Annotated in this window: 20 protein-coding genes and 1 pseudogene; 12 read left to right on the top strand and 9 right to left on the bottom strand. The window is 66.2% G+C overall.

The window, feature by feature from the left end:
• Positions 1-71 precede the first annotated feature (71 nt).
• On the bottom strand, positions 72-707 hold the full coding sequence (locus E5206_RS11020; protein ID WP_136322512.1) for a DUF2510 domain-containing protein: 636 nt from the start codon (positions 705-707) through the stop codon (positions 72-74).
• A 49-nt stretch (positions 708-756) separates the two neighbouring features.
• A complete protein-coding gene (locus tag E5206_RS11015; RefSeq protein ID WP_205759900.1) occupies positions 757-2001 on the bottom strand; it encodes a trypsin-like peptidase domain-containing protein in 1245 nt (414 codons plus the stop codon).
• 223 nt (positions 2002-2224) lie between these two features.
• Here E5206_RS11015 and E5206_RS11010 point away from each other — a divergent pair, with 223 nt between their 5' ends.
• The 6 genes from E5206_RS11010 to E5206_RS10985 all read left to right on the top strand — a co-directional run bounded on the left by E5206_RS11010 (position 2225) and on the right by E5206_RS10985 (position 7529).
• Entirely contained in the window at positions 2225-2617 is a 393-nt protein-coding gene (locus E5206_RS11010) for a GntR family transcriptional regulator (protein WP_136322510.1), read from the top strand.
• Positions 2614-3696 carry a DUF5808 domain-containing protein gene (locus E5206_RS11005; protein ID WP_136322509.1) on the top strand — a complete coding sequence of 361 codons (1083 nt, stop codon included), beginning with the start codon at positions 2614-2616 and terminating at the stop codon, positions 3694-3696. Before E5206_RS11010 ends, E5206_RS11005 begins: the two co-directional genes overlap by 4 nt.
• Before the next feature lie 166 nt (positions 3697-3862).
• The gene (locus E5206_RS11000) at positions 3863-4639 is read left to right on the top strand and encodes an electron transfer flavoprotein subunit beta/FixA family protein (protein WP_136322508.1); all 777 of its coding nucleotides are present in this window, start codon (positions 3863-3865) and stop codon (positions 4637-4639) included.
• A gap of 11 nt (positions 4640-4650) precedes the next feature.
• On the top strand, positions 4651-5634 hold the full coding sequence (locus tag E5206_RS10995; protein ID WP_136322507.1) for an electron transfer flavoprotein subunit alpha/FixB family protein: 984 nt from the start codon (positions 4651-4653) through the stop codon (positions 5632-5634).
• A gap of 416 nt (positions 5635-6050) precedes the next feature.
• Complete coding sequence (locus E5206_RS10990) at positions 6051-7055, top strand: cytochrome b/b6 domain-containing protein (protein ID WP_240689653.1); 1005 nt, start codon at positions 6051-6053, stop codon at positions 7053-7055.
• Between the two features lie 87 nt (positions 7056-7142).
• On the top strand, positions 7143-7529 hold the full coding sequence (locus E5206_RS10985; protein WP_168709322.1) for a nuclear transport factor 2 family protein: 387 nt from the start codon (positions 7143-7145) through the stop codon (positions 7527-7529).
• A gap of 91 nt (positions 7530-7620) precedes the next feature.
• Here E5206_RS10985 and E5206_RS10980 read toward each other — a convergent pair whose 3' ends face one another.
• Both E5206_RS10980 and E5206_RS10975 read right to left on the bottom strand, forming a co-directional pair.
• A complete protein-coding gene (locus E5206_RS10980) occupies positions 7621-8085 on the bottom strand; it encodes a phage tail protein (RefSeq protein ID WP_136322505.1) in 465 nt (154 codons plus the stop codon).
• Positions 8086-8218: 133 nt separating this feature from the next.
• Positions 8219-9676 (bottom strand): FAD-dependent monooxygenase, encoded by a 1458-nt coding sequence (locus tag E5206_RS10975; protein WP_136324084.1) that lies wholly within the window; start codon positions 9674-9676, stop codon positions 8219-8221.
• 283 nt (positions 9677-9959) lie between these two features.
• On the opposite strand from E5206_RS10975, the gene E5206_RS10970 reads away from it, so the two are divergent.
• Positions 9960-10733 carry an SDR family oxidoreductase gene (locus tag E5206_RS10970; RefSeq protein WP_240689651.1) on the top strand — a complete coding sequence of 258 codons (774 nt, stop codon included), beginning with the start codon at positions 9960-9962 and terminating at the stop codon, positions 10731-10733.
• Positions 10734-10810: 77 nt separating this feature from the next.
• Here E5206_RS10970 and E5206_RS19830 read toward each other — a convergent pair whose 3' ends face one another.
• Both E5206_RS19830 and E5206_RS19825 read right to left on the bottom strand, forming a co-directional pair.
• The gene (locus tag E5206_RS19830; protein ID WP_346763443.1) at positions 10811-10942 is read right to left on the bottom strand and encodes a hypothetical protein; all 132 of its coding nucleotides are present in this window, start codon (positions 10940-10942) and stop codon (positions 10811-10813) included.
• Between the two features lie 224 nt (positions 10943-11166).
• Positions 11167-11463 (bottom strand): annotated as a pseudogene (locus tag E5206_RS19825) (VOC family protein); the annotation flags it as partial.
• Between the two features lie 614 nt (positions 11464-12077).
• Between E5206_RS19825 and E5206_RS10960 the strand changes: the two are divergent.
• From E5206_RS10960 to E5206_RS10950, 3 genes are all read left to right on the top strand, one after another.
• Entirely contained in the window at positions 12078-13133 is a 1056-nt protein-coding gene (locus tag E5206_RS10960; RefSeq protein ID WP_136324083.1) for a DNA polymerase IV, read from the top strand.
• Between the two features lie 374 nt (positions 13134-13507).
• A complete protein-coding gene (locus E5206_RS10955) occupies positions 13508-14128 on the top strand; it encodes a hypothetical protein (protein ID WP_136322503.1) in 621 nt (206 codons plus the stop codon).
• Positions 14129-14742: 614 nt separating this feature from the next.
• Positions 14743-16188, top strand: coding sequence for a hypothetical protein (locus E5206_RS10950; RefSeq protein ID WP_136322502.1), 1446 nt, complete (start codon positions 14743-14745; stop codon positions 16186-16188).
• On the opposite strand, the gene E5206_RS10945 is transcribed toward E5206_RS10950, so the two are convergent.
• Together E5206_RS10945 and E5206_RS10940 are read right to left on the bottom strand one after the other, a co-directional pair.
• Positions 16185-17366 (bottom strand): alkaline phosphatase family protein, encoded by a 1182-nt coding sequence (locus tag E5206_RS10945; RefSeq protein WP_136322501.1) that lies wholly within the window; start codon positions 17364-17366, stop codon positions 16185-16187. The two genes, E5206_RS10950 and E5206_RS10945, sit on opposite strands and share 4 nt — an antisense overlap.
• The gene (locus E5206_RS10940; RefSeq protein ID WP_240689649.1) at positions 17363-18481 is read right to left on the bottom strand and encodes an alkaline phosphatase family protein; all 1119 of its coding nucleotides are present in this window, start codon (positions 18479-18481) and stop codon (positions 17363-17365) included. Before E5206_RS10940 ends, E5206_RS10945 begins: the two co-directional genes overlap by 4 nt.
• A gap of 7 nt (positions 18482-18488) precedes the next feature.
• Here E5206_RS10940 and E5206_RS19580 point away from each other — a divergent pair, with 7 nt between their 5' ends.
• Complete coding sequence (locus tag E5206_RS19580) at positions 18489-18737, top strand: hypothetical protein (protein WP_240689647.1); 249 nt, start codon at positions 18489-18491, stop codon at positions 18735-18737.
• A gap of 672 nt (positions 18738-19409) precedes the next feature.
• Positions 19410-20327, top strand: coding sequence for a polysaccharide deacetylase family protein (locus E5206_RS10935; RefSeq protein ID WP_240689645.1), 918 nt, complete (start codon positions 19410-19412; stop codon positions 20325-20327).
• Positions 20328-20759: 432 nt separating this feature from the next.
• Here the strand turns inward: E5206_RS10935 and E5206_RS10930 are convergent, their stop codons facing one another.
• Complete coding sequence (locus E5206_RS10930; protein ID WP_136322498.1) at positions 20760-21323, bottom strand: hypothetical protein; 564 nt, start codon at positions 21321-21323, stop codon at positions 20760-20762.
• Positions 21324-21359: the final 36 nt, after the last annotated feature.

Below are 21359 nucleotides of genomic sequence, written 5' to 3'. Positions count from 1 at the left end.
GGGATCTGACCCCCGAGCGACGGCACCGGCGCCGCAAGGCTGGACGGACATGTCCGACGGTCCCGGCGCGGTCACATGGTGAGCTGGCCTGACATGGCCGTGATCAGGGTGGAGGCTTTGATGCTGACCAGGACCAGGGCGAGCAGGACCATGCCGATCGTGGCCCACACAGGCGCGAGCCCGCGCCGGGGTGCGACCTCGTGGACGATCACGGAGCGGCCGATCACGTAGAGCTCCCGGCTGAGGAAGACCCAGGCCCAGTGGAACGGGCGGACAACGCCGTCCCTCCGGAGTTTTTGCCAGTCCAGGTAGGCCATCACGGCCGACACAGCGTAGATGAGGAAAGCGCTGGCGATCAGCAGAAAGTACGGCAGCGTGAAGATCGCTGCCGGGTCCGCCGTCTGCACGCGCCGGAGGCCCGTTGTGCGGAGCCGGAGGACGGGGTTCCAGAACATCAGGATGATGAGCGGAATGATCGGCAGTGCCACGATCAGCCAGATGAACAGGTTATAGACGGGGGTGTTCCCGCTGATCTGCGGCCGGCCCGCCGGTATGGCCGGCGTCGGCGCGTTCAGGTGCCCGGTCCAGGCGGTGCCGTCCCACCAACGGAGCCGGCCGGAACCGGCAGGGTCCGGATACCAGCCCGGCGCTGGCCGGGGGCCGGGTACTTGGTTGCCTGGTGCTTGGTTTCCGGGCGGGACGGTCATGGCAGGTCCTTCTCAACGACGGGCTCTTCTGGGGTGCGGGGTCTGGTGTTCATGCTTTGGGTGCGGTTCCGAGGGTGACGTCGAGTTTTTGTTCCTTACCGCCGCGGAGCAGGGTGACCTTGACGGTGGCGCCGGCGGGCTGTTCGCTCACGGCGGAGGTCAGTTCCTCGGCGTCCTGGACGGTGCGGCCACCGATTCCTGTGATGACGTCACCCTTTCGGATGCCGGCTTTCTCGGCGGCGGATCCGGCGGTGACACCGCTTACCTGGGCCCCGACGGTGAACTGCGAACCGGTCCCGGCGGCCTGGGGCGCGACGCTTGCGCCGAGCTGACCGTGGGTCGCGGATCCGGTGGCGATGATTTCCCGGGAGATGCGTTGGGCGTTGTTGATCGGGATGGAGAACCCGACGCCGATGCTGCCGGACTGCGTATCGGCCGTTGTTGCGCCGGCCGAGGCGATGGCTACGTTGACGCCGATGACCTCGCCGGAGACGTTCAGCAGGGGACCGCCTGAGTTGCCGGGATTGATTGCGGCGTCGGTCTGCAGGACATTGATGCTGATGTCTGCCTGGCCCGCTCCGGAGCTGTTCTGCGATCCGTTGGGCGGGGCGTAGCGGAAACGGCGCCCATTGCTCCCGGTCGAGCCGCTCGTGTCAGGCGCGGCGGAGGAGGCGATGCTGATGGTTCTGCTCAGTGCGGAGACGATCCCGTCCGTGACGGTGCCCTGCAGCCCGAGCGGCGCGCCGATGGCGATGGCCGTGTCGCCGACGTTGACCTTCGAGGAGTCCCCGAGGGCCGCGGGCACGAGATCCGCAGCGTCGATTTTGACGACGGCCAGGTCCGACAGGGGGTCGGTCCCCACTACCGTGCCTTGGTAGACCTTTCCGTCGTTGGTGCGGACCTCGATCGTCGCGGTGGCGGCCTGCCCGTCAAGGGTCACGACGTGGGTGTTGGTCAGGATGTGGCCCTGACTGTCCAGAATGATCCCGGACCCGGTTCCGCCGACGTTGCCCGAAGCCGCCGAGATGGTGACCACGCTGGGAGAGGCTTTCTTCGCCGCGGCGGAAACGTCCATGGCGTTATCGGCGCTGTTCACCACGACCTGCTCCGGCACCGACGCCGCGGGCGCAGCGGTGGAAACGGACGGCGCCTCCAGCAGCCCGCCTGCGCCGGCCGCAGTGACACCTCCGAGCAGCCCGGCGGTCAGCACCGCGCCGACCAGTACCGGCACGCCAAAGGTCTTCCGGCCCCGGCCCGGGCCCGAGGCCGCCGGGTCGCCGTCGCTTTCAAACATGGCATGTCCCTTCATCGCTGTTGCCCCCATTCTGGGATCAGCGGTTGTGGATTACGTGGGCGGTTCCTGTACATCTGCTGTGCGTCCGCAACGGGCCAGGAAAGAAACCCCTGTCCGCCCGGGCCGTACAGGCGCAGTCGGGCACTGCAGGGGGCCACAGGGACGTTGCCGCCGGCCGATATTTGTTCTATAACTTATATAACAAAGGCGGGAGGTGGGAGTGATGATCCTCAACGTCGACCTGGCCAGCGAGGTGCCGCTCTACCAGCAAATCCGGGACCAGATCGTGGAGGCGATCGCCGAGGGCGTGCTGGCCGAGGGCAGCTCATTGCCGGCCACCAGGACGCTCGCAGCCGACTTCGGGATCAACTTCCACACCGTGAACAAGGCCTACGACCTCCTGCGCCAGCAGGGCCTGATCCGGCTCAACCGCAAGACCGGTGCGGTGGTGACCCCGACGGCCGCGGACCCGCCGTTCTCCACGGAGTGGACCGCGAGGGCACGGATCCTGCTGGCCGAGGCCGTCGCCAGAGGCTTACCGGCCGACGAGGTTCTCAAGACCTGCCGCTCGATCCTCGATTCATTTGATGCCAGGAAGCCAGAGGAAACGCCATGACCGTTGCCATCGTCCTGAGCTCCACGTTGCTGGCACTCGTGCTCGCAATCGCCCTGGTGCTGCCCTCGATCACCAGCCCCACCGTGCCCTTCGGGGTTCGGGTACCGCCCCAACATGCCGACGACCCGACGGTGGTCGGGCAGACCCGCATCTACCGATGGCGGGTACTCCTCAGTGGAATTGCGACTGCCGGGGTCGGCGTCGTCATCTACGCCGTGACCGGCGAGACGTTGCTGCTGCCGTTGTCGGTGCTGGTGCTCGACGGCGTCTGGTGGGGCTGCTTCTTCCTGGCCAACCATGAGATCCGGGCCGCCAAGGCCGCCGGGGGCTGGTACAAGGACCTGCACCAAGGCATCGCCGTGGACACCGGGCTGCGGACCGATCCACCCCGGTTTCCCTGGCTCTGGCTGGCACCGGCACTTATCATTACAGCCGCCACTGTGGTGATCGGCGTGATCAGCTACCCGTCGATGCCCGAGATGCTCGCGGTGCACTACGGCGCGAACGGAGCGCCCCACCGGCTGGCCGCCAAGTCGGTCGGGACCGCCTTCTCACTGGTTTTCGTGCAGATCGGCGTGACCGCGCTGCTCGTCGGTATCGCGGCGGCGATCTTCCGCAGCCGGCCCGACCTCGACCCGGCGCACCCGGTCGGCTCCGCGCGCTGGTACCGCCAGTACATGTCCCTGGGCGCCAAGGCCCTGCTCGGGCTGGTGGCGATGATCGACCTGGGAATGCTGGGATCGTCGCTGCTGATGTGGACCGGGACGGTCACGCCGTGGGCGCCGCTGGTGGTCGTGCTCCCGATCCTGGCCGCCGTCGTGGTGGTCGTCGTAATCCTGGCCAGGAACAACCGTGAGCGGGACGACGCCGAGGAAGACACCGGGCTGATCCACCGGGACGATGACAAGCACTGGCGCGGTGGCCTCTTCTATATCAACCGCGAAGACCACGCGCTGATGGTTCCGCGCCGGTTCGGTCTGGGATGGACGCTTAACTTCGGCAATCCCAGGGCAGCGATGCTTCTGGCCGGCGTGGCCGCGATGATCGGCCTGCTGATCACCCTACGTTTTGGCGGCTGACCCCACCTAGCGTCGCGAGCGACACAGCGTTTCCTGTGCATTGACAGCGGCACTTCAATTCGCGACACGGGCTCGGTCAGCCAGGACGGGCCCCACTTTCGTAGACTCTATGGAGATTCGGCATGTCTCCTCGATGGAGACAAGCCCGCCACAGGAAGAGCCATCGATGAAGATTATCGTCCTAGTAAAGGAGGTCCCCGACACGTACGGGGACCGAAAATTGAACCTTGAAACAGGCCTCGCGGATCGAGGGGCCAGCGAGGCAGTCATTGATGAGATTGGTGAGCGGGCCTTGGAGCTGGCACTGAAATACGCAGACGCGAACGAGGGCACTGAGGTCGCAGTCTTCTCCCTCGCCCCCGAGGGTGCGACGGCAACGATACGCAAGGCGCTTGCGATGGGCGCGGGCAGCGCCACCCACATCTTTGACGAGGCGCTCCGGGGTGCGGATCTTGGACTGACCGCCGAAACCCTCGCAGCAGCGATCCGTCGCGTTGGGTTTGACCTGGTGATCACCGGCAACGTCTCCACCGACGGAAGCGGCGGCATGATTCCCGCGATGCTTGCGGAATTGCTTGACGTGCCGCTTGCTACCGGCCTCAGCTCTGTGGAGATCAGCGACGGCGCCGTGTCCGGCACCAGGCCCGTTGAATCCGGGGTGCAGAAGGTATCAGCGAATCTGCCGGCGGTGATTTCCATTACCGAGTCGCTTCCCGGGCCGCGCTTCCCGAACTTCAAGGGAATTATGGCCGCGAAGAAGAAGCCGCTTGAGACGCTGACCCTCGCAGACCTGGGGATCACGGCCGACAATCCGGAAGTGGCGCGTTCAATCATGCTGGCCGTTGCAGAGAAGCCCCCGCGTGCGGCGGGGGTCAAGATCATTGACGAGGGTGATGCCGGCGAGAAACTCGCTGGGTTCCTTATCGAAAACCGACTGGCGTAGGGAAGAACGACATGACCGATTTCCCTCGTGACGCCATCCTCGTCGTCGTGGAAACCCTGGCATCCGGTGAACCCGAGAAGGCCGCGGCCGGACTCCTCGGCGCTGCCGCTGCAGTTGGCACGCCTATTGCATTGGTACTTGCCCCACCCAGCGCAGGGACCGCCGCCGCCGCGGAGGCCGCGGTCCTTGGTGCCACGCGCGTCCTGATCGTGGAGAGTCCGGATCCTTCCGCGCTCGGCGTGCCGGGCGTTGACGCGCTTGCCGCCGCAGTGGAACAGGTTCAGCCAGACGCGATCCTGATTTCGCATTCCCTGAACGGGCGCGACCTTGCTGGCCGTTATGCTGTTCGTTCGCATGCGGCGATTTCCGCCGATGCGATCGGTGTCTCACGTGATGACGAGGGCATCGTGGCACACCACTCCGTCTATGGCGGCGCCTACAATGTCACGTCAACGTCCACGTTTGGGGCGCCGGTAATTACTGTCCGCCAGGGCTCCATCGATGCGCGTGCTACGGCTCAGCCGCCAGCGTCGGAGACCTTGGCAGTGACGCCCTCCGGGAAGCCGGCCGCGCGGATCGACTCGTTCGAGGAGGCAGTTGCCGCCACCTCGCGGCCGGAACTGCGTGGTGCCGCAAAGGTTGTCGCGGGTGGCCGCGGCCTCGGGTCGGAGGAACAGTTCGCCCTCGTTGGACAGCTCGCCGATACACTCGGCGCTGCCGTTGGTGCTTCGCGGGCCGCGGTGGATGCAGGATACATCCCGACGTCGCATCAGGTCGGCCAGACCGGGGTTTCAGTGTCACCACAGCTGTATGTCGCGCTGGGCATATCCGGCGCGATTCAGCACCGGGCCGGCATGCAGACCGCGAAGACGATCGTCGCCATCAACAAGGATGGGGACGCACCGATCTTCGAGGTCGCCGACTTTGGTGTGGTGGGCGACCTCTTCAAGGTTGTACCCCAACTGATCAGCGCACTTGAGGCTCGGAAGAAGTAGTGATGGCAACTCAGTCTGGGGCTATTCGGCGGGGCCTGCCGCGCGTGCAGGGCGGCGAGCCTTGGCCACCTGCGGGCGAGGTTCCGGTATCAGTGGCGGCCCTGTCCGGGGCTCCCGCCGCAGTCGCCACACCCGCGCCGCCCGCAGAAGCCAGTGCTGCAGCACAAGCAGCGCCGGCACCGCCTGCGGCTGCTCCGGCCACCGCACCGGCCACGACGACGGCGGGAACCACCTCACTTCGTCGCGGGCTTCCCCGTGTCCCCGGTGGTGAACCGTGGCCGCCCGAAGGATTCGCGCCCTCAGTTGCTACAACGGCTGTCGCCCCGGCAGTCACCGCAACTGCCGCTCAGGCACCGGCTGCGGCGACTGCCGAAACCGCGGCGCCCGCCGTTGCCGCGCCTGAAGCACCGGCCGTGGTGAGTGAGGCACCCTCGGCGCCTGCCGCCGTCGTGCCTCCAGCACTGCCTGTCCCGAAGGCGGTTGCCGCTGAAAAGCCCGTGAGGCCAAAGGCCGAGGCAAGGCTCTACGGTTCACGCACCCTGGGTCAGTGGATCAAGCGCGTGGTGCTCCTCGCCGTTGGCGCCGTGGCCGCCGCAGCGATTCTTGTGCTCGCCGCGCGCGGTGTGACGACCCTGCCGGGCGTGCCAGGGTTCCTCCAGAGGTACCCCGGCGCGTATCAGCTGCCCGAGACGGCGGAGTCCGGCTTCCCATGGTGGGCGCAGTGGGCGCACTTCCTGAACATCTTCCTGATCGTGCTCATCATCCGCTCCGGCTATCAGGTGCGCGCCCAGCAGAAGCCGCCGGCGTTCTGGACGCCGAAGGGCGGTGGCAAGAAAATCAGCATCAACCTGTGGCTGCACCAGTCGCTCGACATTTTGTGGCTGGCCAACGGCCTCATCTTTGTGGTGCTGCTGTTTGCCTCAGGCCACTGGATGCGGATCGTACCGACCAGTTGGGAGGTGTTCCCGAACGCGCTCTCCGCGCTGCTGCAGTACATGACACTCGACTGGCCCGTGGAGACGGGCTGGGTGAATTACAACAGCCTGCAGCAGCTCATGTACTTCCTGGTGGTGTTCATTGCGGCCCCGCTCGCGGCGATCACGGGTGTGCGCATGAGCGAGTTCTGGCCGAAGGACGCGAAGACGCTGAACAAGGCCTACCCGGTGGAGGCTGCGCGCGCGATCCACTTCCCGACGATGCTGTTTTTCGTGCTGTTCATTCTCATCCACGTGTTCCTGGTGTTCTCGACCGGTGCGCTGCGCAACCTGAACCACATGTTCGGCGGCACCGACGTGGTGAACTGGACCGGGTTCTGGCTCTTCGCGGCTGCCATCGCCATCACCGTTGCCGGGTGGTACGCCGCCCGCCCGCTCCTGCTCGCACCCATCGCGAAGCTGTCCGGCCAGGTGAGCAGCCGCTAGGCTTCGGAGAAACGAGGTGGACACCAGGTATTCTGGCTGGACCCGGGGCCGCTAGCTGGGCTCCACCCGCACACGGAAGGAATGCTCATGCAGGCCTCCAGCCTCGACAGAATGGCACGCTCCTACATCGAGGCCGTTGGCTCCCACGATATGGACACCGTTGAAAACCTGCTCGGTGACGATCTTGTAGCCACCTTCGCTGGCACCACTCTCGACAAGGCCGGCTGGACCACGGCGCTCAAGCGCCTTCTCCCGGTGCTGGTCAGCAACGAGATCCGGGAGGTCTTCACCGCGGAAGACCGTGCCTGCGTCGTGTATGACTTCATCACCGATACGGCTGCTGGTGCTGTCAGGTGCATCGAATTGCTGACAATCAACGCAGGCAAAATCCGCGAGATCGAACTTGTCCTGGATCGGGCCGCCTTCGCCCCCGTCAACGAGGCGCTGAACGCGCCGGCGCCGCCGTCCGAATAAGAATCGCGGCTCAGCGGCTCGTGGATCCGGACCGGCCCAGACCGGGCGCCGAACGTCAGCTCTAAGCGGTCAGATGCGGCGGTGAGGGCGGTCAGTACTCGCCCTTGATCACGAAGTAGGAGCCTCGGATGACGCCCGCCAGCTTCGATTTTTGGCGGGCGAACTTGAATCGGGATTCCAGTTCCTCCGGAATGTCCATGCCGTCGGCGAGTTTGAACCCGACCGCGCGCTTCCCGCCGTCGTCGATGCTGTACATGACGTTGATCGACAGCCCCGACTCGTAAAAGACGTAGGCCATCCGCAGACCGTCAACTTCGAAGGCGGTCGCTTCCAGCGGGAGGGAGCCGATGACGATGTCACGCTCGTCCCGGAGTATCCGGCCCACCCGGTCGACCACCTCCGGCACCTCGCTTGCGGGGCTCACTTTGAAGACGTGGTCGTACTTGTTCCGGTAATAGCGGGCCTCGTTGGCGCGCAACCCGGCGAGGGCCTCGGCGACCGGAGACGATTCCAATCCGACAGTGGAAACCTTCTCGAAGTCAACGATGTAGGGCATGCATCCTCCTGATAAGACCTGTTGGGACCAATGCTAACGCGAGGACGTGCCACCGCTCCCCAAGGCCGCGGCCGGAAAACGCGCCACCGAACGCGAAGCTTTGTGGCGGCCTTCGCATCCATATAGCGGGGCGTTAACGCCGTGCAGGACCGAACCAGCGGGCCAGCGCGTCCTCCAGCCCCCGCTGGGTCCCGTCACCCGTCCACGCCACATGCCCGTCCGGCCGGATCAACACGGCCGCAGGAGCGCTGACTGAACCGATCACCGGAAGCTCCCAGCCGCCGTCGTACGTGGCATCCACCAACTGCACCCGGTCCGCCCACGGCCCCGGGTCGATGCTGCCCGGCGCGCGGAGGTTGAGCAGCACCGCACGGGCATCGTGCAGGAGGGTGAACACGCGCAGCGGGCCGTTGGCGGTGACGACGTCGAGATCGGGCATGCGGCGCCCCAGCAGTGGGTGCCCATCACCGAAGTCGTAGCGGACGTCCAGGCCGGAGATGAGCCCGGCCAGCCGCTTCCGGGCCTCATCGATCGTCAGCAGGCCAGCCACGGTGTCGGCCAACGCGCCGATGCGCGGGTCGGCCCGCTGCATGAGCGACTGCGCCATCGTGTGCTTCAGTGCCCGGGCTCCGGCGGGGTGCCGCTCGGCGTGATAGGTGTCCAGCAGGCTGTCCGGCGCAATGCCCTTTACGACCTCTGAGACCTTCCAGCCTAGGTTCACGGCGTCCTGGATGCCGAGCCCGATCCCCTGCCCGCCCGAAGGAGCATGGATGTGCGCGGCGTCCCCGGCCAGCAGCACGCGGCCGCTGCGGTAGGCCGCGGCCTGCCGCGTGGCGTCGGTGAACCGCGAGATCCATGTCGGCGTATGGACCCCGAAGTCGGTGCCGTACACCTCGGTCAGCGCCTTGCCGAGGTCAGCCAGGGTGGGCTCGGTGGCCGGTCCGAGTTGCTTCTCGGTCACGATTACCCGCATGGTTCGCCCGTCCTCCATCAGGTGAAGCCCGTGGATCCCCACCTCGTCGATGCGGGCGCCGGCGGGCGTCTCTTCGGTCACCTCCACTTCGGCGATCAGGCTGCTCCTTGTCGCATCCCAGCCTGGGAACCCGATGCCGGCCGCCTTGCGGACAGCACTTCGCCCGCCGTCGGCGCCGACCAGGTACAGCGCGCGCATCGTCCCGCCGTCGGCGAGCTGCACGTCCACCCCGCTGCCGTCCTGGGCGAAGCCGGACACCTCGAGCCCGCGGTGGACCGGCACACCCAGCTCCTCGATCCAGCCGGCCAGGATCCGCTCAATATGGTTCTGCCACAGGCCGAGCGTGTAAGGGTGCCGGGTAGGAAAGTCGCTCACGTCCAGCGTCGTGGTCCCGAAGAACGCCGCCTGGACGGTCTTGCCCTCGGCGAGGAACCGGTCGGCGATGCCTCGCTGATCGAGGATCTCGATCGTCCGCGAGTGGAACCCGCCCGCACGCGAGCCCACCAGTTCCGGCGTCGTGCGGCGCTCCACAATCGCCGCATCCACCCCCGCCAGCGCCAGCTCGCCGGCCAGCATCATCCCGGTCGGGCCGCCGCCGGCAACGATCACATCAACCATCACAGCCCCCGCCTCTCCAAGCCTTTTCCGTGCATTCTTCCGGGCACGTCTTCCGGCACGTCTGAGCCAGTTTGAGGCATCACAGGGGCCTTGCCGCAAGCCCCCTTGTGCGCGATAGATTGGAAGTGGCGGGACAAACAGCGCCAGCCTTCACTGTCGTCACGCCGGGGCTCTTGCTCTCCGCGGCCGCTCCGCGTATGAGAGAGGCATGGGTTCGCAACGAGACGTCCTCCGCGGGCGCGTGGCAGTCGTGACTGGCTCGACACGCGGTCTGGGATTGGCCATGGGCCGGCTGCTGGGACATCAAGGCGCGACGGTGGTTCTCGCGTCCAGATCCGACGACGACGTCGCGGCCGCCGTCGAGCGGCTGCTCGCGGAAGGGATCGCAGTGTCCGGACGCCGCTGCGACACCGGCGAGCTGGCCGACGTCGAGGCGCTGCGCGACGAGGCCCTCAGCCACGGGACGCTCGACATCTGGGTCAACAACGCCGGAACCTCCGGCGTCTTCGGGCCGACGGCATCCACTCCGGTCGACGACTTCACGCAGGTGGTGCGCACAAACATCCTCGGCACCTTCCACGGCTCGCGGGTCGCATTGCCGGTGTTCCTAGGCCAAGGCAGCGGCGACCTCGTCAACGTATACGGCCAAGGCGACCGGGGACCCGTGGCACTGCAGAACGCATATGCGTCGAGCAAGCGATGGGTCCGCCAATTCACCGAGACATTGCGGCAGGAGACCAGAGGCACCGGCGTACGCGTACATGGCATGAACCCGGGCCTAGTGATGACCGACCTGCTGGGGCACGTCACGTCCCAGCCCGGGTACGAGCATCGACTGGGCGGTCTGCAGATCGTTGTCGGACTGTGGGGACAGACCCCAGACGACGCAGCTCGCCCTCTCCTGGACCTCGTAACGTCGGACGCCGCCGAGTTCCGGTATCTGACCAAGAGGACCATGGTGACCCACGGGGTGCGCAATCTGCTGGCCGGACGCTTGCGTCGCGCCAACCGCATGCCCCTGGACGTCACCATTCTCGGCACGAACCGCCAGGGCTGACTGGGCCGGGGCTTCCTCTCGGGGAAGCAGACCGGGGCTGCCGCATGTTGCAGGACCGCTCATCCCGACAGGACCGCTCATCCCGACAGGGGCGCGAACTGGCTGGCAGTGAACTCCGCCCCCCGGGGGTCCCGGATCAGTGCCGTGCGCGCCCACCCGGTCTCGTTTTGGCTAAGGACTTGTGCGCCGAGTCGCGTGGCCTCAACCACCGTCTGATCCCGGTCGGCAACGGTGAACGAGACGTGCCAGTGCGGCGGTTCGTCGGGGGCCGTGGTCGCGATCCAGGCAATCGCGTCCTCGAAGCCGGGTGGGGCGGCCAGGCACCCGGCTGGTTGACCACTTGTGCCCCTAAGCGTCGCTTAGCCTGCCAGAGGCGGAATTCGGCGCCCTCCGGATCGGTCAGCGCCGCGCTGCGCCCGCCTTCTCCGGCATCGGCAGGCGCCGATCGCACCGTGGCGCCGGCGGCGACCAGCCGCTCAACTGCGGCATCCGCGTCCTCGACAGCCACGTAGGTACTCCACACCGCGGCGCCCTCCTGGGTGCTGGCCATCCCACCGATATCCTGGCCGCCGAGCTTTGCTATCAAGTAACGGCCCGGCGCTCCCGGCGGCATGACGTCCTCGAATGTCCAGCCGAAGAGTCCGGCGTAGAACTCGGCGGCCGCCTCGACGTCAGGCTGCTCGGTATCGATCCAACATGGGACGCCCTGCGGGTAGGTCCGTTCGGTCATGGCTGGCTCCCGTCCATGGATAAAGCCTAGCCAGCCAGGATCCGGCCGGGTACGCACACCCGTGATAGCAGCTCAGGCGGTCTGGCGCGGGATCCTCGAGGCATAGCAAGAAGAAGATGTGAGACCTAGGGTTACTTGGCGGAAACCGGTGGAGAAGATAACTCTGCGCCCGATCGAAGTCACCGTGATCCTGCCCTCCGCTTGCGTTTCTGGTTCCATAAGCCATCGATCCGCGGTTCGTAATTCGAAGAAATCCACGCCGCCCCACGAGCATCCCGCGCTCGGAAATTGTCACAACCTAGCAGCGGGTGCCCCCGCCTCGCCAAGCCTCTTCCTGCAAGTCTTCCGGGCACGTCGTCCGGGCACGTCTGAGCCAGTTTGAGGCATGACCGGGGCCTTGCCGCAAGCCCCCTGGTGCGCGATAGATTGGAAGTGGCGGGACACACAGCGCCAGCAGGCACGAGAGGCACGGCTATCGCATCCGGAACCGCGAAGTCGTTCACGGCGCTGCCACAGGGGCAAGAGGCCGCAGGCCCACCGCCCAAGCTCATTGGAGAGCCGATGCTTGCCACGGATGTTTAGGGCAGACTGGTGGTGTGAGCGGAATCCGGTGGGTGCTGCACGTTGATCTCGACCAGTTCATCGCGGCGGTCGAAGTGCTCCGGCGGCCGGAGCTTGCGGGCAAGCCGATCATTGTCGGCGGTCGGGGCGACCCCACGGAACGAGCTGTGGTGTCGACCGCATCCTACGAGGCCAGGGCGTTCGGTGTGGGTTCCGGAATGCCCTTACGCATCGCGGCCCGGAAAGTGCCCGACGCTGTGATCCTGCCCGTCGATCAGGAGGCCTACCTCGCGGCGTCTGAAACGGTGATGGCTACCCTGCGCGCGCAGCCCGGCGCCACCGTGCAGGTGCTGGGTTGGGATGAAGCCTTTGTTGGCACTGAGACAGAGAATCCGGAAGCCTACGCACGGCAGGTGCAGGCCGCTGTCCTGGAGCGAACGCAACTGCATTGCAGCGTGGGCATCGGCGACACCTTGGTTCGAGCCAAGGTCGCCACCGGTTTCGGCAAGCCGGCCGGCGTCTTCCGCCTCACTGCCGGGAACTGGCTCGACGTCATGGGCAGTCGGCCCGCCAAGGACCTGTGGGGCGTCGGAGCCAAAGTGTCGGGCCGGCTGGCCAAACTCGGCATCAACACAGTCGCCGAGCTCGCCGCGTCCGACCCCCAAGACCTGGTCCCGGAGTTCGGCCCCAAGATGGGTCCTTGGTACGCGGAGCTCGGACGCGGGGACGGCTCCAGCGTTGTGGACGACACCCCGTGGGTTGCCCGCGGGCATAGCCGTGAGACCACCTTTCAGCGAGACCTGACCGCGCCCGCCCAGGTGGACGACGCCGTAAGGGAGCTGGCAGCGCGTGTCCTTGAGGACGTTGTGGCCGAAGGACGGCCCGTGGTTGGGCTGTCCCTCAAGGTTCGGTACGCGCCGTTCATCACCAAGACCCACACGAGGAAGATTCCCGAGACATTCGACGGGAACGAAATCCTCGCGCGGGCGTTGGACCTTGCAGCCGGAATCGAAGCGGGCCGTCCCATCCGACTCCTAGGCCTGCGGGCCGAAATGGCAATGCCCGACGATGCCCGAAAGGGACATACGCCGACGCGCGGCGGTTGGTGACGGGGTCGCTCGGTCGACGCCTCACAGAAGAAGTGTGAGACCTAGAGCTCGCCAGATACTAATTCCTGTGATTCCACCGTTTCCGCCAGCCCGGCCTCAGCCTGGTTACCGTCCTGGTTGGCGATTTATGCCGCCGGGCTCCAAGCCGAGGTGATGTCAGCTATGGTTTTCCTATGTGTTCAGGGGCGGACGGTGAACTGGACGGGTCGCGATGGACGAACCTCCCGTCGAACCGATAGCCCTGGCGGCGGCACCCGGGGCCGCATCCCCCGGTCGGCCGCCGGCCTTCCCCGGGATTTGAAACCCGTGACATAGGCCGCCCGGGTCCGCACAAATGAACGGTGTATCTGTTCCTGAATGAAAGCAGTCCCCTTGTGAAGAAGCTTCTCCCGCTTGCGGTGACATTGGCCGGCATTGCCCTGACGGCCTCTGCCTGTTCGACTGCAACCCCGGGGCCCGGCACGGCGGTCCCCACGGCGACGCAGACCGGCATCCCCTCCGCGGCGTCCGCAACCGGCTGGGAACTGAACACCCGCGGAAGCGCCGACCGGATCAAAGCTGCAGGGCTGGAGGTCCTGAACGCCGAAGGTGCCGCCGAGCACTTCCACGCACACCTGGACGTCTTCGTTGACGGCAAACCCGTCACCGTTCCGGCCGACATCGGCTTCAGCTTCACCAGTGACGGCAAACCGAACGGCATCTCCGCGCTGCACACCCATGACGAGTCCGGCATCATCCACATCGAGGCCCCCGTCGCCGGCATGACCTATACACTGGGCCAGCTCGTCACCGAATGGGGCGTCCTGGACGGCACCGACAAAGCCCCGGGCGCGGCACGCTCCAGCATCGACAGCTGGACTGTCGCAGTGAACGGCGCGAAGCAGGACACCAAGGTCACTGACGTTGTCCTGAAAGCCCACGACGAAGTCGTCCTGTTCCATGGCAACGCTCCCGCCACACTGCCTTCGGCCTTCAAATTCCCCGAGGGACTCTAGACCGGCTTTGGCCGCCGGGGAAGACCTCCTGTGCTGCTCCACACACAGCTGGGCCAGCCCGGCGGACGCCTTGCCGGGCGATCCCTGCGCTGCCCCCTGGGCCGTGGGCGCGCTGCTAACGGCGGCGAGGCGAAACTCCCTCGCCGGCTCCGCATCGAATGGTGAGCGGGGGCTTGCCCAGTTGCTTCACACCGCCACCCCTATTCAAAAGACGGCGCCAGGTCTAACCTCACGTCATGGTGCGCAGCGTAGGGGTTCTGCTTGTCCATGGCATGGGGACTCAGCCCGAGGGTGACACCTTGGCCTATCTGGGTGACCCTTTGCTCACCTGGGCCTCGGCCTGGCTGGCCGGGCACGGCGGCCACGGGTGCGTCACCGGCTGCGGCCGGGGATGCAGCGTTGCCGGTACCCCGCGGCACGTGCACGCACGATGGGAGCTCAAACGGGGCGGGGACAAGAACGACAGCGACTGCGTCGACGTCTTAATCGCCGAGGCGTGGTGGGCCAACTTATTCGAGCCGCCGTCGGCGTCAAGGATCTCCGGCTGGATCACTCCGCTCATCTGGGGTGTCGGCTGGCGCGGTTTCCTCTCCGCCGCAATAACCGCCGGCGTCGTGATGTTCAGCGTCGAAGCGTTCTCCGGCGACTGGGGCGGATCACTCGTGGTGGCCACGGTCCTTGCAGTTGCCCTCTGCATCGTGGTTGCACTCCTCCCTGCTGCTCTGCTGCTGGTCGGGAAGCTTCCCGGAAAAGTCGGTGACGCCTCGGCCTCTGCCCTGAACTTCCTCGTTCTTGCGGTGGGCGACGTCATGGTCTACCAGCGGAATCCCCGCAACGCGTTCGCTGCACGGGAAAAAATACGACAGGATCTACATTGGCTCACCGACCGAACCGACAAGACCGTTGTCGCTGCCCATTCCCTTGGCTCATTGCTGTCAATCGATGTGCTGTCCGAAACCAAAGAACCCAAAGTCAAGTTCCTCGCCACCTTCGGTTCCCCGATCAAGCTCCTCAAGCTGCGCAGGAACCACTTCCTGGACCGGCTCGATCAGGTGGACCGCGGGACGAGCTGGGCGAACTTCTATGATCCGCTCGACTTCATCGGTGGCCCGGTCGACAACCTGCCAGACTTCCCGTACAACGTGAAAGTCGACAACGGCCGAAGCGTTCTCGGCGCCCACGGCGGATATCCGGACAACGCCGAGCAGTTCCAGGACGCCCTCTACCGCCTGATCATCTTCAATGACGACAACGATCCCGGCACCACAGACGGCAACCTCGCAGCGCCAGACACCAGAGCCATTCCAATGGAAAACGCTCCGGACAACACGTCCGCGACCAGCGACGATAAGGCCCGGGTGGAAGACTCCAAGCTCAAGAAAGCGTTCAACGCGCGAGGGTGTCGGTCCTTCAACGGAACCGCCTTCATGGCGCTTTCCCTGCCAGCGGCCCTGGCCGGTGCTTACCTGCTCTACCGCAATGGCTGGGCCCAGAGGGTCGCCCAACTGATCAAAGGGCAAAACTTCATACCCAACAGCGTCCGGGATTTCGTCACTGCCGCAGTCAATAATCCTGACGAACGGCAACGCGTGGCCGGCACGCTGCTGATCTGTCTGGGGACCACAGCCGTCGTGGCGGCCTTCCTCCTGTGGATCGGCCATCTCCTTCTTATGCAGTACGAAGGCCGCGCCGAAGAATCCGTAGCGGCCGGCAAACACCCGGGGCGAAATAATTTCCGGGTGTACCTGACCGGTATCTGGCTCGCGTTGTCACTTCCGATACCTTCCGCCCTCGAGTTCTACTGGTCCGACCTCCCACACATCCTCACCCTCCTCAGCATGCCCCTGCTCGTTATGGCAGCCATGGTCGCCTGGATTTGCCACGTGCGCAGCTTCCGGCCGCTCGACCTGAAGCCGGGGGCCGAGAAAGGGGGCTCCGGCCGGGCTAGGATGGTGGACGCCGCCCTCGGACAAGTCTTCAATGAAATCAAGCAACAGTCTCGTCGACAAGCCCCGCCAAAAGCGTCCAGGCCTCGGTTCGCGATGCCGTTGCGCCGCTAGACTCCGGCGTTGTAGACGTCGAGTCCGAACCGGTTCAGTCCGGGTGTTCCCGCGTACCCCAGGTAGGGCAGGGCGAAGGTGTCTTCGATGCTGGCCAGCAGGCTGTAGTGGTTGTACGGGGTGGTGGACCAGGTCCCGCCCTTGGTGAAGGGGGAGAGGACGAGGGCACCGACCCGGCCGCCGCCGGGGCCGGTGAGGCCCGGCTGGGGCGAGTTGGGTCCCGGGCCTTCGCCGCAGCAGGCGGTCGCGTCGGACTGGGGGCCGTCGGATTCGTCGAAGGTGATCACCAGGACGCCGTCCTGTTTGAACGCCGGGGAGGAGGTGATGGCCGGCACCCATTGCTTCAGCCACGCATCGGCGCTGGCCAGGCCGCCGGGCTGCCCGTCGACGCAGCGGGTGTCGTGCCCGTCGTGGCAGAGGTCGGGAGTGATCATGGACAGGTTGGGCGTGGTGGCGGCCGACGCGAGGTCCGTTTTCAGGGCGCTGAGGTCGACGTCGTTCCTGGCGCAGTCCGGGGAGCCGGTGATCCCGGCGAAGTACACGAAGGGGTTGTGGCGGGCCGCGTACTGGTCGCCGACTTTTGCCTTCTGCGTGTCATCCACGGCACCGGGGGCGGGGTGCCGGCACGGGGTTCCCATGTCCTCCATGTAGCCCTTCCAGGTCTTGCCCGCTGTGGTGAGCTGGCCCGCGACCGTGGGGACGCTGGCGGGGAAGACGCAGCCGTCGCCGACGGCCTGGCCTGGGCTGGCGGTTCCGGTGCCGACGAAGGGTGAGTAGTTCTGGCAGTCGGCCTGCATCTGGGGGTTGGGCCCCTGGCCCGAAATCTGGGCCACGTAGTTGGGCTGGGAGTTGTGGGCCGTGCCGAAGTACTGGTTCAGCAGCACCCCCTGGGCTCGGAGCGTCTGGGACAGGTACGGGGCGGCCGACGCCGGACCCCACGTCTCGTCGTAGCCCTTGTTTTCCAGGTTGATGACGAAGACGTGCTTTGCCCCTGGCAGGTAGCCCTGGCCCTGCGTAGCCGTCGGGGCACCCGCTATGGCGGCCGGCTGGACCGGTCCGTAGCCGATCGCCGCTGCGGTGAGAAGGACAGTGGCCGCGGCGGAGGCGCGCAGAGTGAGGCGGCGGCCGCGCCTGCGGGATCCGGGGGTCGCCGTCGTGCGGACTGTTTTGGTGCTCATGGCAGTTTCCATCCGTCGGCGAGTGCTTTCTGTTTGAGTCCTGACCACTCCTCTTCCGGGGGCGGGCCTACCGGGGTGCAGGCCGGTCCTGCCACGAACGGCGGGACCAGGTACTTGGGGGCGGCAAGGTTGGGGGCGGCACTGAAATCAAGCACCTCGGCGATGTTGCGGGCGGCCCTGTCCCGGGGAGTCAGCGGCGGCAGGTTCCACCGCCACTCGATGGCCTTCAGGACCGAGGTGTGGTCATAGACGTCGTGGGCGACATACCGGCGTCGGGCACGCGGGGAGATCACCAGGGAGGGCACGCGGAAGCCGCGCAGCGCCGTTTCCGCGTCAGCGTCCGGGGCTGTGCCGGGTGCGACGTGGTCGTAGAACCCGCCCCACTCGTCGTAATTGACCACCAGCATCGTGTTGCCCCAACCCGGGCCCGCCGTGACGGCGTTGTAGACCTCCGCCAGGAAAAGTTCGCCAGCGCGGATGTCCGCGTGCGGGTGGTCATCACCGGATGTTCCGGAACCTTCCTCGGTGAAGCGGGGATCCACGAAGGACACCGCGGGCAGGCTGCCGGCGCTGCAGTCGGAGAGGAATTCGGAGTAGTGGTGGGAGATTCCGAGGTACTTGGTGCCCCAGAGGGCGGTGAAGGGGATGTCGCCGTAGTAGTACTTTCCGGTGACCCCGGCGGCGGCGAGCCGGTCCCAGATGGTCGGGAGTGTGGAAGTCGCCGTTGAGTTATGGAGCCGGTCGGTGGCGGCGGCGTGCTGGTAGAACCGGTTCGGGTAGGTTTCGGCCATCGTGGCCGCGAAGTACCGGTCACAGACCGTCCAGTCCGGTCCGGCCTGACGCCAGAAATCCAGGTCGGCGGCGTCGTAATAGCCGACGGCGAACTCGTCATTATCGCCGGCACGCAGCCAGCCGTTGTTCTTGCCGTTGTTGTATTGGATCCGCCCGCCCTCATAGGAGTGGTCCGGGTCCGGGTGCCCGCACCCCTGGAAATCCGTCAGGTGATGGGTGGTGTGCGGAATCCCGTAACGGTCCGTGTAGCTCAGGCCGGCCTGTTTGCCGTCGGCGCCGGGCATCCAGCCCACGAAGTGGTCGAAGGACCGGTTTTCCATCATCACCACAATGATGTGGTCGATCCCTGAACTGGCAGCGGCGGGCAACGGGGGCGTAGCCGCATCAGCGGGCCACGCCGAAGACCCCGCAACCACCGCCCCGGCAGCGGCCGCACCCAAAAAAATACGTCTCGAAAAGTTCACGTCTGTGGATTCCTTCATCATCATGCTCGCGGTTCCCGGCAACAACAGAAGTGTCTTGACGGCGATTTTTTCAGTCGCCTTGCCAAGCGTTGAATCCGCCCAGCCACATGGGTAATCGTTCCCACGGCCGCAGAAGTTACGCGGCGACGCAAGATTCTTTGGTGGGGCGTCGCCGGCCTTGATTCGATCGTCTTCGGGCGGCCGGCGAGATCAAGGGTGAGAGCGGATTTCTACCCGCCCCCCGTACGGAGTCATAAGAACTATCGCTGATTGACCGGCCGGTGGCCGGATACGTGCCTATGTGCCCCCCCCTCGTGCAGCCAAGGCTCGCTCGTTCCGGTGAGCATCGGCTGCTGGCAGGGCCTTCCGGTCAGAGCGAGTAGCGCCGGGTCAGGACCGTCATGGTCCGGCCGCTGTCCGACAGGGCTTTTCGACTTGGCAGCCGGCCATCTTTACCGGACCTACCGGATTTCCGCAGTCTCCGGCGCATCCCTGTGAGATAAACCAACGCCGCCCGGACAGGGGGTTACATGGCGGTGAATGTTTGGGATACCGGCCCTAAACCGGCGTGTCCGCAACGCTCCTCCGGGCGGCCGTTCTCCCGCCATGGCCTAATATAGGCACGGTACAGAGTGGATAGAGGTATCCGGTCCCCGGGGATTCGCACCGGCAACCTCACTCCGGCTCCGGCCGCGGGCCTCGTCATCGGGGCAGCCGTCGCAGGCCGGGCTTCAGGGAAGCGCGTCGCTCCCCCATGATTCACCGTGAAGAGATCGGAATAGTTGCTGTGGCATGGACCCCGGACCGGAGGTCATTCCTGCTGGCCGCCGCCACCATGGCACTGGCCGGCTGCGCCCCGGACCAGGCAGGACAATCCCTCGGTGACACCCCGGAACCAGCCGTCAACGCAGCAGCCGGAATCGGGTCTCCCCCCGCCGCGCAAGCAACTGCCTCCCCGGCCACGGCGGGCGGGCCTGCCGCCCAACCGCGGACGGTGTTGACCCGGGACGAGGTCACGAAGACCTATGCCGCACAGGCTGCGAAGTACTGGGGACTGGAGGCCCCGGGGGTGCTTACCCGCCTGCCCCCGGCGGCCGCCGGGGTGACGCTGACGTTTGACTTTTGTGGTGGGGCCAACGGCAACGGAGCCGATCTGGCCATCTTGGCCGTCCTGCGGCAGTTACACATCCCCGCCACCTTGTTCCTGAACTCCCGATGGACCACCGCCAACCAGGCCCTGGCTAAAGACCTGGCCGGTGACCCGCTCTTCGAACTCGCCAACCACGGAACCTCCCACCGCCCGCTGTCCGTCACAGGCCGGAGCGCCTACGGGATCCCGGGCACCAGGAACCCCGGCGAGGTCTACGACGAGATCATGACCAACGACGCCGTCCTCACCGCACTCACCGGACAGCGGCCCCGCTTCTTCAGACCGGGCACCGCGTATCTGGACGAGGTCTCCGCCCAAGTCGTCCGTTCCCTGGATCTCATCCCGGTCGGTTTCACCATCAACGGCGACGGCGGCGCCACGTTCCCCGCCGCCACCGTCACCCGCGAGATCTCCCGGGCACGGGCCGGGGACATCGTCATCGCCCACGGCAACCACCCCGCCGGCGGCACCAGCCCCGGCCTCGTGCGTGCCCTGGCGGTCATGAAAGACCGCGGCGAGACCTTCGTCCCGCTCCCCCGGACTATCAGCACCTGAACACCACCGGGACGGTCCCAGGCGCAGTACCGCCGCCGCTGGCTAGTCTGGTGCAGGACGGTGTCTGGAGGCTTGGCATATTGTGTTCACTTTTGAGCCGGGCTTCCCCAAGGTGTCACGCCCTCGAGTGCGATCGAAGCGCAGTTCCGCGCAGACAGCCGCTTGGGGCCGTCGTCATTGACGTTGCAAGAATTGCGGCAACGTTGACCCGCGACAAATTGCCCAACGCGGCACGAGGGCCAGCCGATCCAGCCGTTTCCGGGTCCTGGGACCGGAAGAAAGTCGGCGCATCACGGCTCCGGGCCAACGAAGGAACGTTCCCACGGGTGCAGGCGTCCGGTGATTTCAGGTGCCGAGTGGAACCGGAATGACGCTGGCGGGCACACGTCCTTGACTGGTTGTTTCGGCCAGCCCGGGTCCGGGCTGCTGCCCTTAGGAGACGGCGTAGAGGGCTACGGCCAGGCCTACTGCCAGCAGGACTTCCTGGAGCCCGCGGGTCTTGGGGACGGGTATCGCTCCCGTCCCTGCCGGGGTGGCGAAGGTGGCCAACAGCCACCCGGCACCGGCCAGGACCAGGACGATGGCGCCCGTCAGGTCCGTGAGAATAACACCGAGCTCGTGGGCCGGATGCTCCTGCACGGAGCCCGATGCCCTAGCCGCTGAGATGACGACCCAGGCCGCGATCCCCATCATCAACGCGGAATAGAGCGCTGCCGCGCGACCTCTGTCCGCCGTGGGGAACACCCGGCCTCCGTGGCATGCTGCCTGAAGAAGGAAGGAGGCCCCCACCACTGCGAGGAGCGGCAGCGCGGGAATGATGTCCCCGCTGCCCCAACCTGCGGCAAGAGATGCCATCACACCACCGGCCAGCGCGGTCAGCGCGTTGTTGAACCGGGCCGTCCAGGATCGCGCCGTGACTGCCCTGACGGCACTGACGATTACGAGCAGGCAAAAGATACTGATCAGGGCGATAACGAGGTACGGGCTGCGAAACATTAGAACAGCTCTCTTCGGGTTAGGTGGAGGAACGAA

It is taken from the genome of Arthrobacter sp. PAMC25564 (assembly GCF_004798705.1).
GTDB lineage: Bacteria > Actinomycetota > Actinomycetes > Actinomycetales > Micrococcaceae > Arthrobacter.
Note: the sequence above shows the minus strand (reverse complement) of the source record. Positions and strands in the feature narration are given on the sequence as shown.

What these genes read in the sequence shown, in the direction of transcription:
- E5206_RS11020 (WP_136322512.1), bottom strand. Translation starts at nt 707, where the DNA reads ATGACCGTCCCGCCCGGAAACCAAGCACCAGGCAACCAAGTACCCGGC.
- E5206_RS11015 (WP_205759900.1), bottom strand. Translation starts at nt 2,001, where the DNA reads ATGTTTGAAAGCGACGGCGACCCGGCGGCCTCGGGCCCGGGCCGGGGC.
- E5206_RS11010 (WP_136322510.1), top strand. Translation starts at nt 2,225, where the DNA reads ATGATCCTCAACGTCGACCTGGCCAGCGAGGTGCCGCTCTACCAGCAA.
- E5206_RS11005 (WP_136322509.1), top strand. Translation starts at nt 2,614, where the DNA reads ATGACCGTTGCCATCGTCCTGAGCTCCACGTTGCTGGCACTCGTGCTC.
- E5206_RS11000 (WP_136322508.1), top strand. Translation starts at nt 3,863, where the DNA reads ATGAAGATTATCGTCCTAGTAAAGGAGGTCCCCGACACGTACGGGGAC.
- E5206_RS10995 (WP_136322507.1), top strand. Translation starts at nt 4,651, where the DNA reads ATGACCGATTTCCCTCGTGACGCCATCCTCGTCGTCGTGGAAACCCTG.
- E5206_RS10985 (WP_168709322.1), top strand. Translation starts at nt 7,143, where the DNA reads ATGCAGGCCTCCAGCCTCGACAGAATGGCACGCTCCTACATCGAGGCC.
- E5206_RS10980 (WP_136322505.1), bottom strand. Translation starts at nt 8,085, where the DNA reads ATGCCCTACATCGTTGACTTCGAGAAGGTTTCCACTGTCGGATTGGAA.
- E5206_RS10975 (WP_136324084.1), bottom strand. Translation starts at nt 9,676, where the DNA reads ATGGTTGATGTGATCGTTGCCGGCGGCGGCCCGACCGGGATGATGCTG.
- E5206_RS10970 (WP_240689651.1), top strand. Translation starts at nt 9,960, where the DNA reads ATGGGCCGGCTGCTGGGACATCAAGGCGCGACGGTGGTTCTCGCGTCC.
- E5206_RS10945 (WP_136322501.1), bottom strand. Translation starts at nt 17,366, where the DNA reads ATGAGCACCAAAACAGTCCGCACGACGGCGACCCCCGGATCCCGCAGG.
- E5206_RS10940 (WP_240689649.1), bottom strand. Translation starts at nt 18,481, where the DNA reads ATGATGGAAAACCGGTCCTTCGACCACTTCGTGGGCTGGATGCCCGGC.
- E5206_RS19580 (WP_240689647.1), top strand. Translation starts at nt 18,489, where the DNA reads ATGATGTGGTCGATCCCTGAACTGGCAGCGGCGGGCAACGGGGGCGTA.
- E5206_RS10930 (WP_136322498.1), bottom strand. Translation starts at nt 21,323, where the DNA reads ATGTTTCGCAGCCCGTACCTCGTTATCGCCCTGATCAGTATCTTTTGC.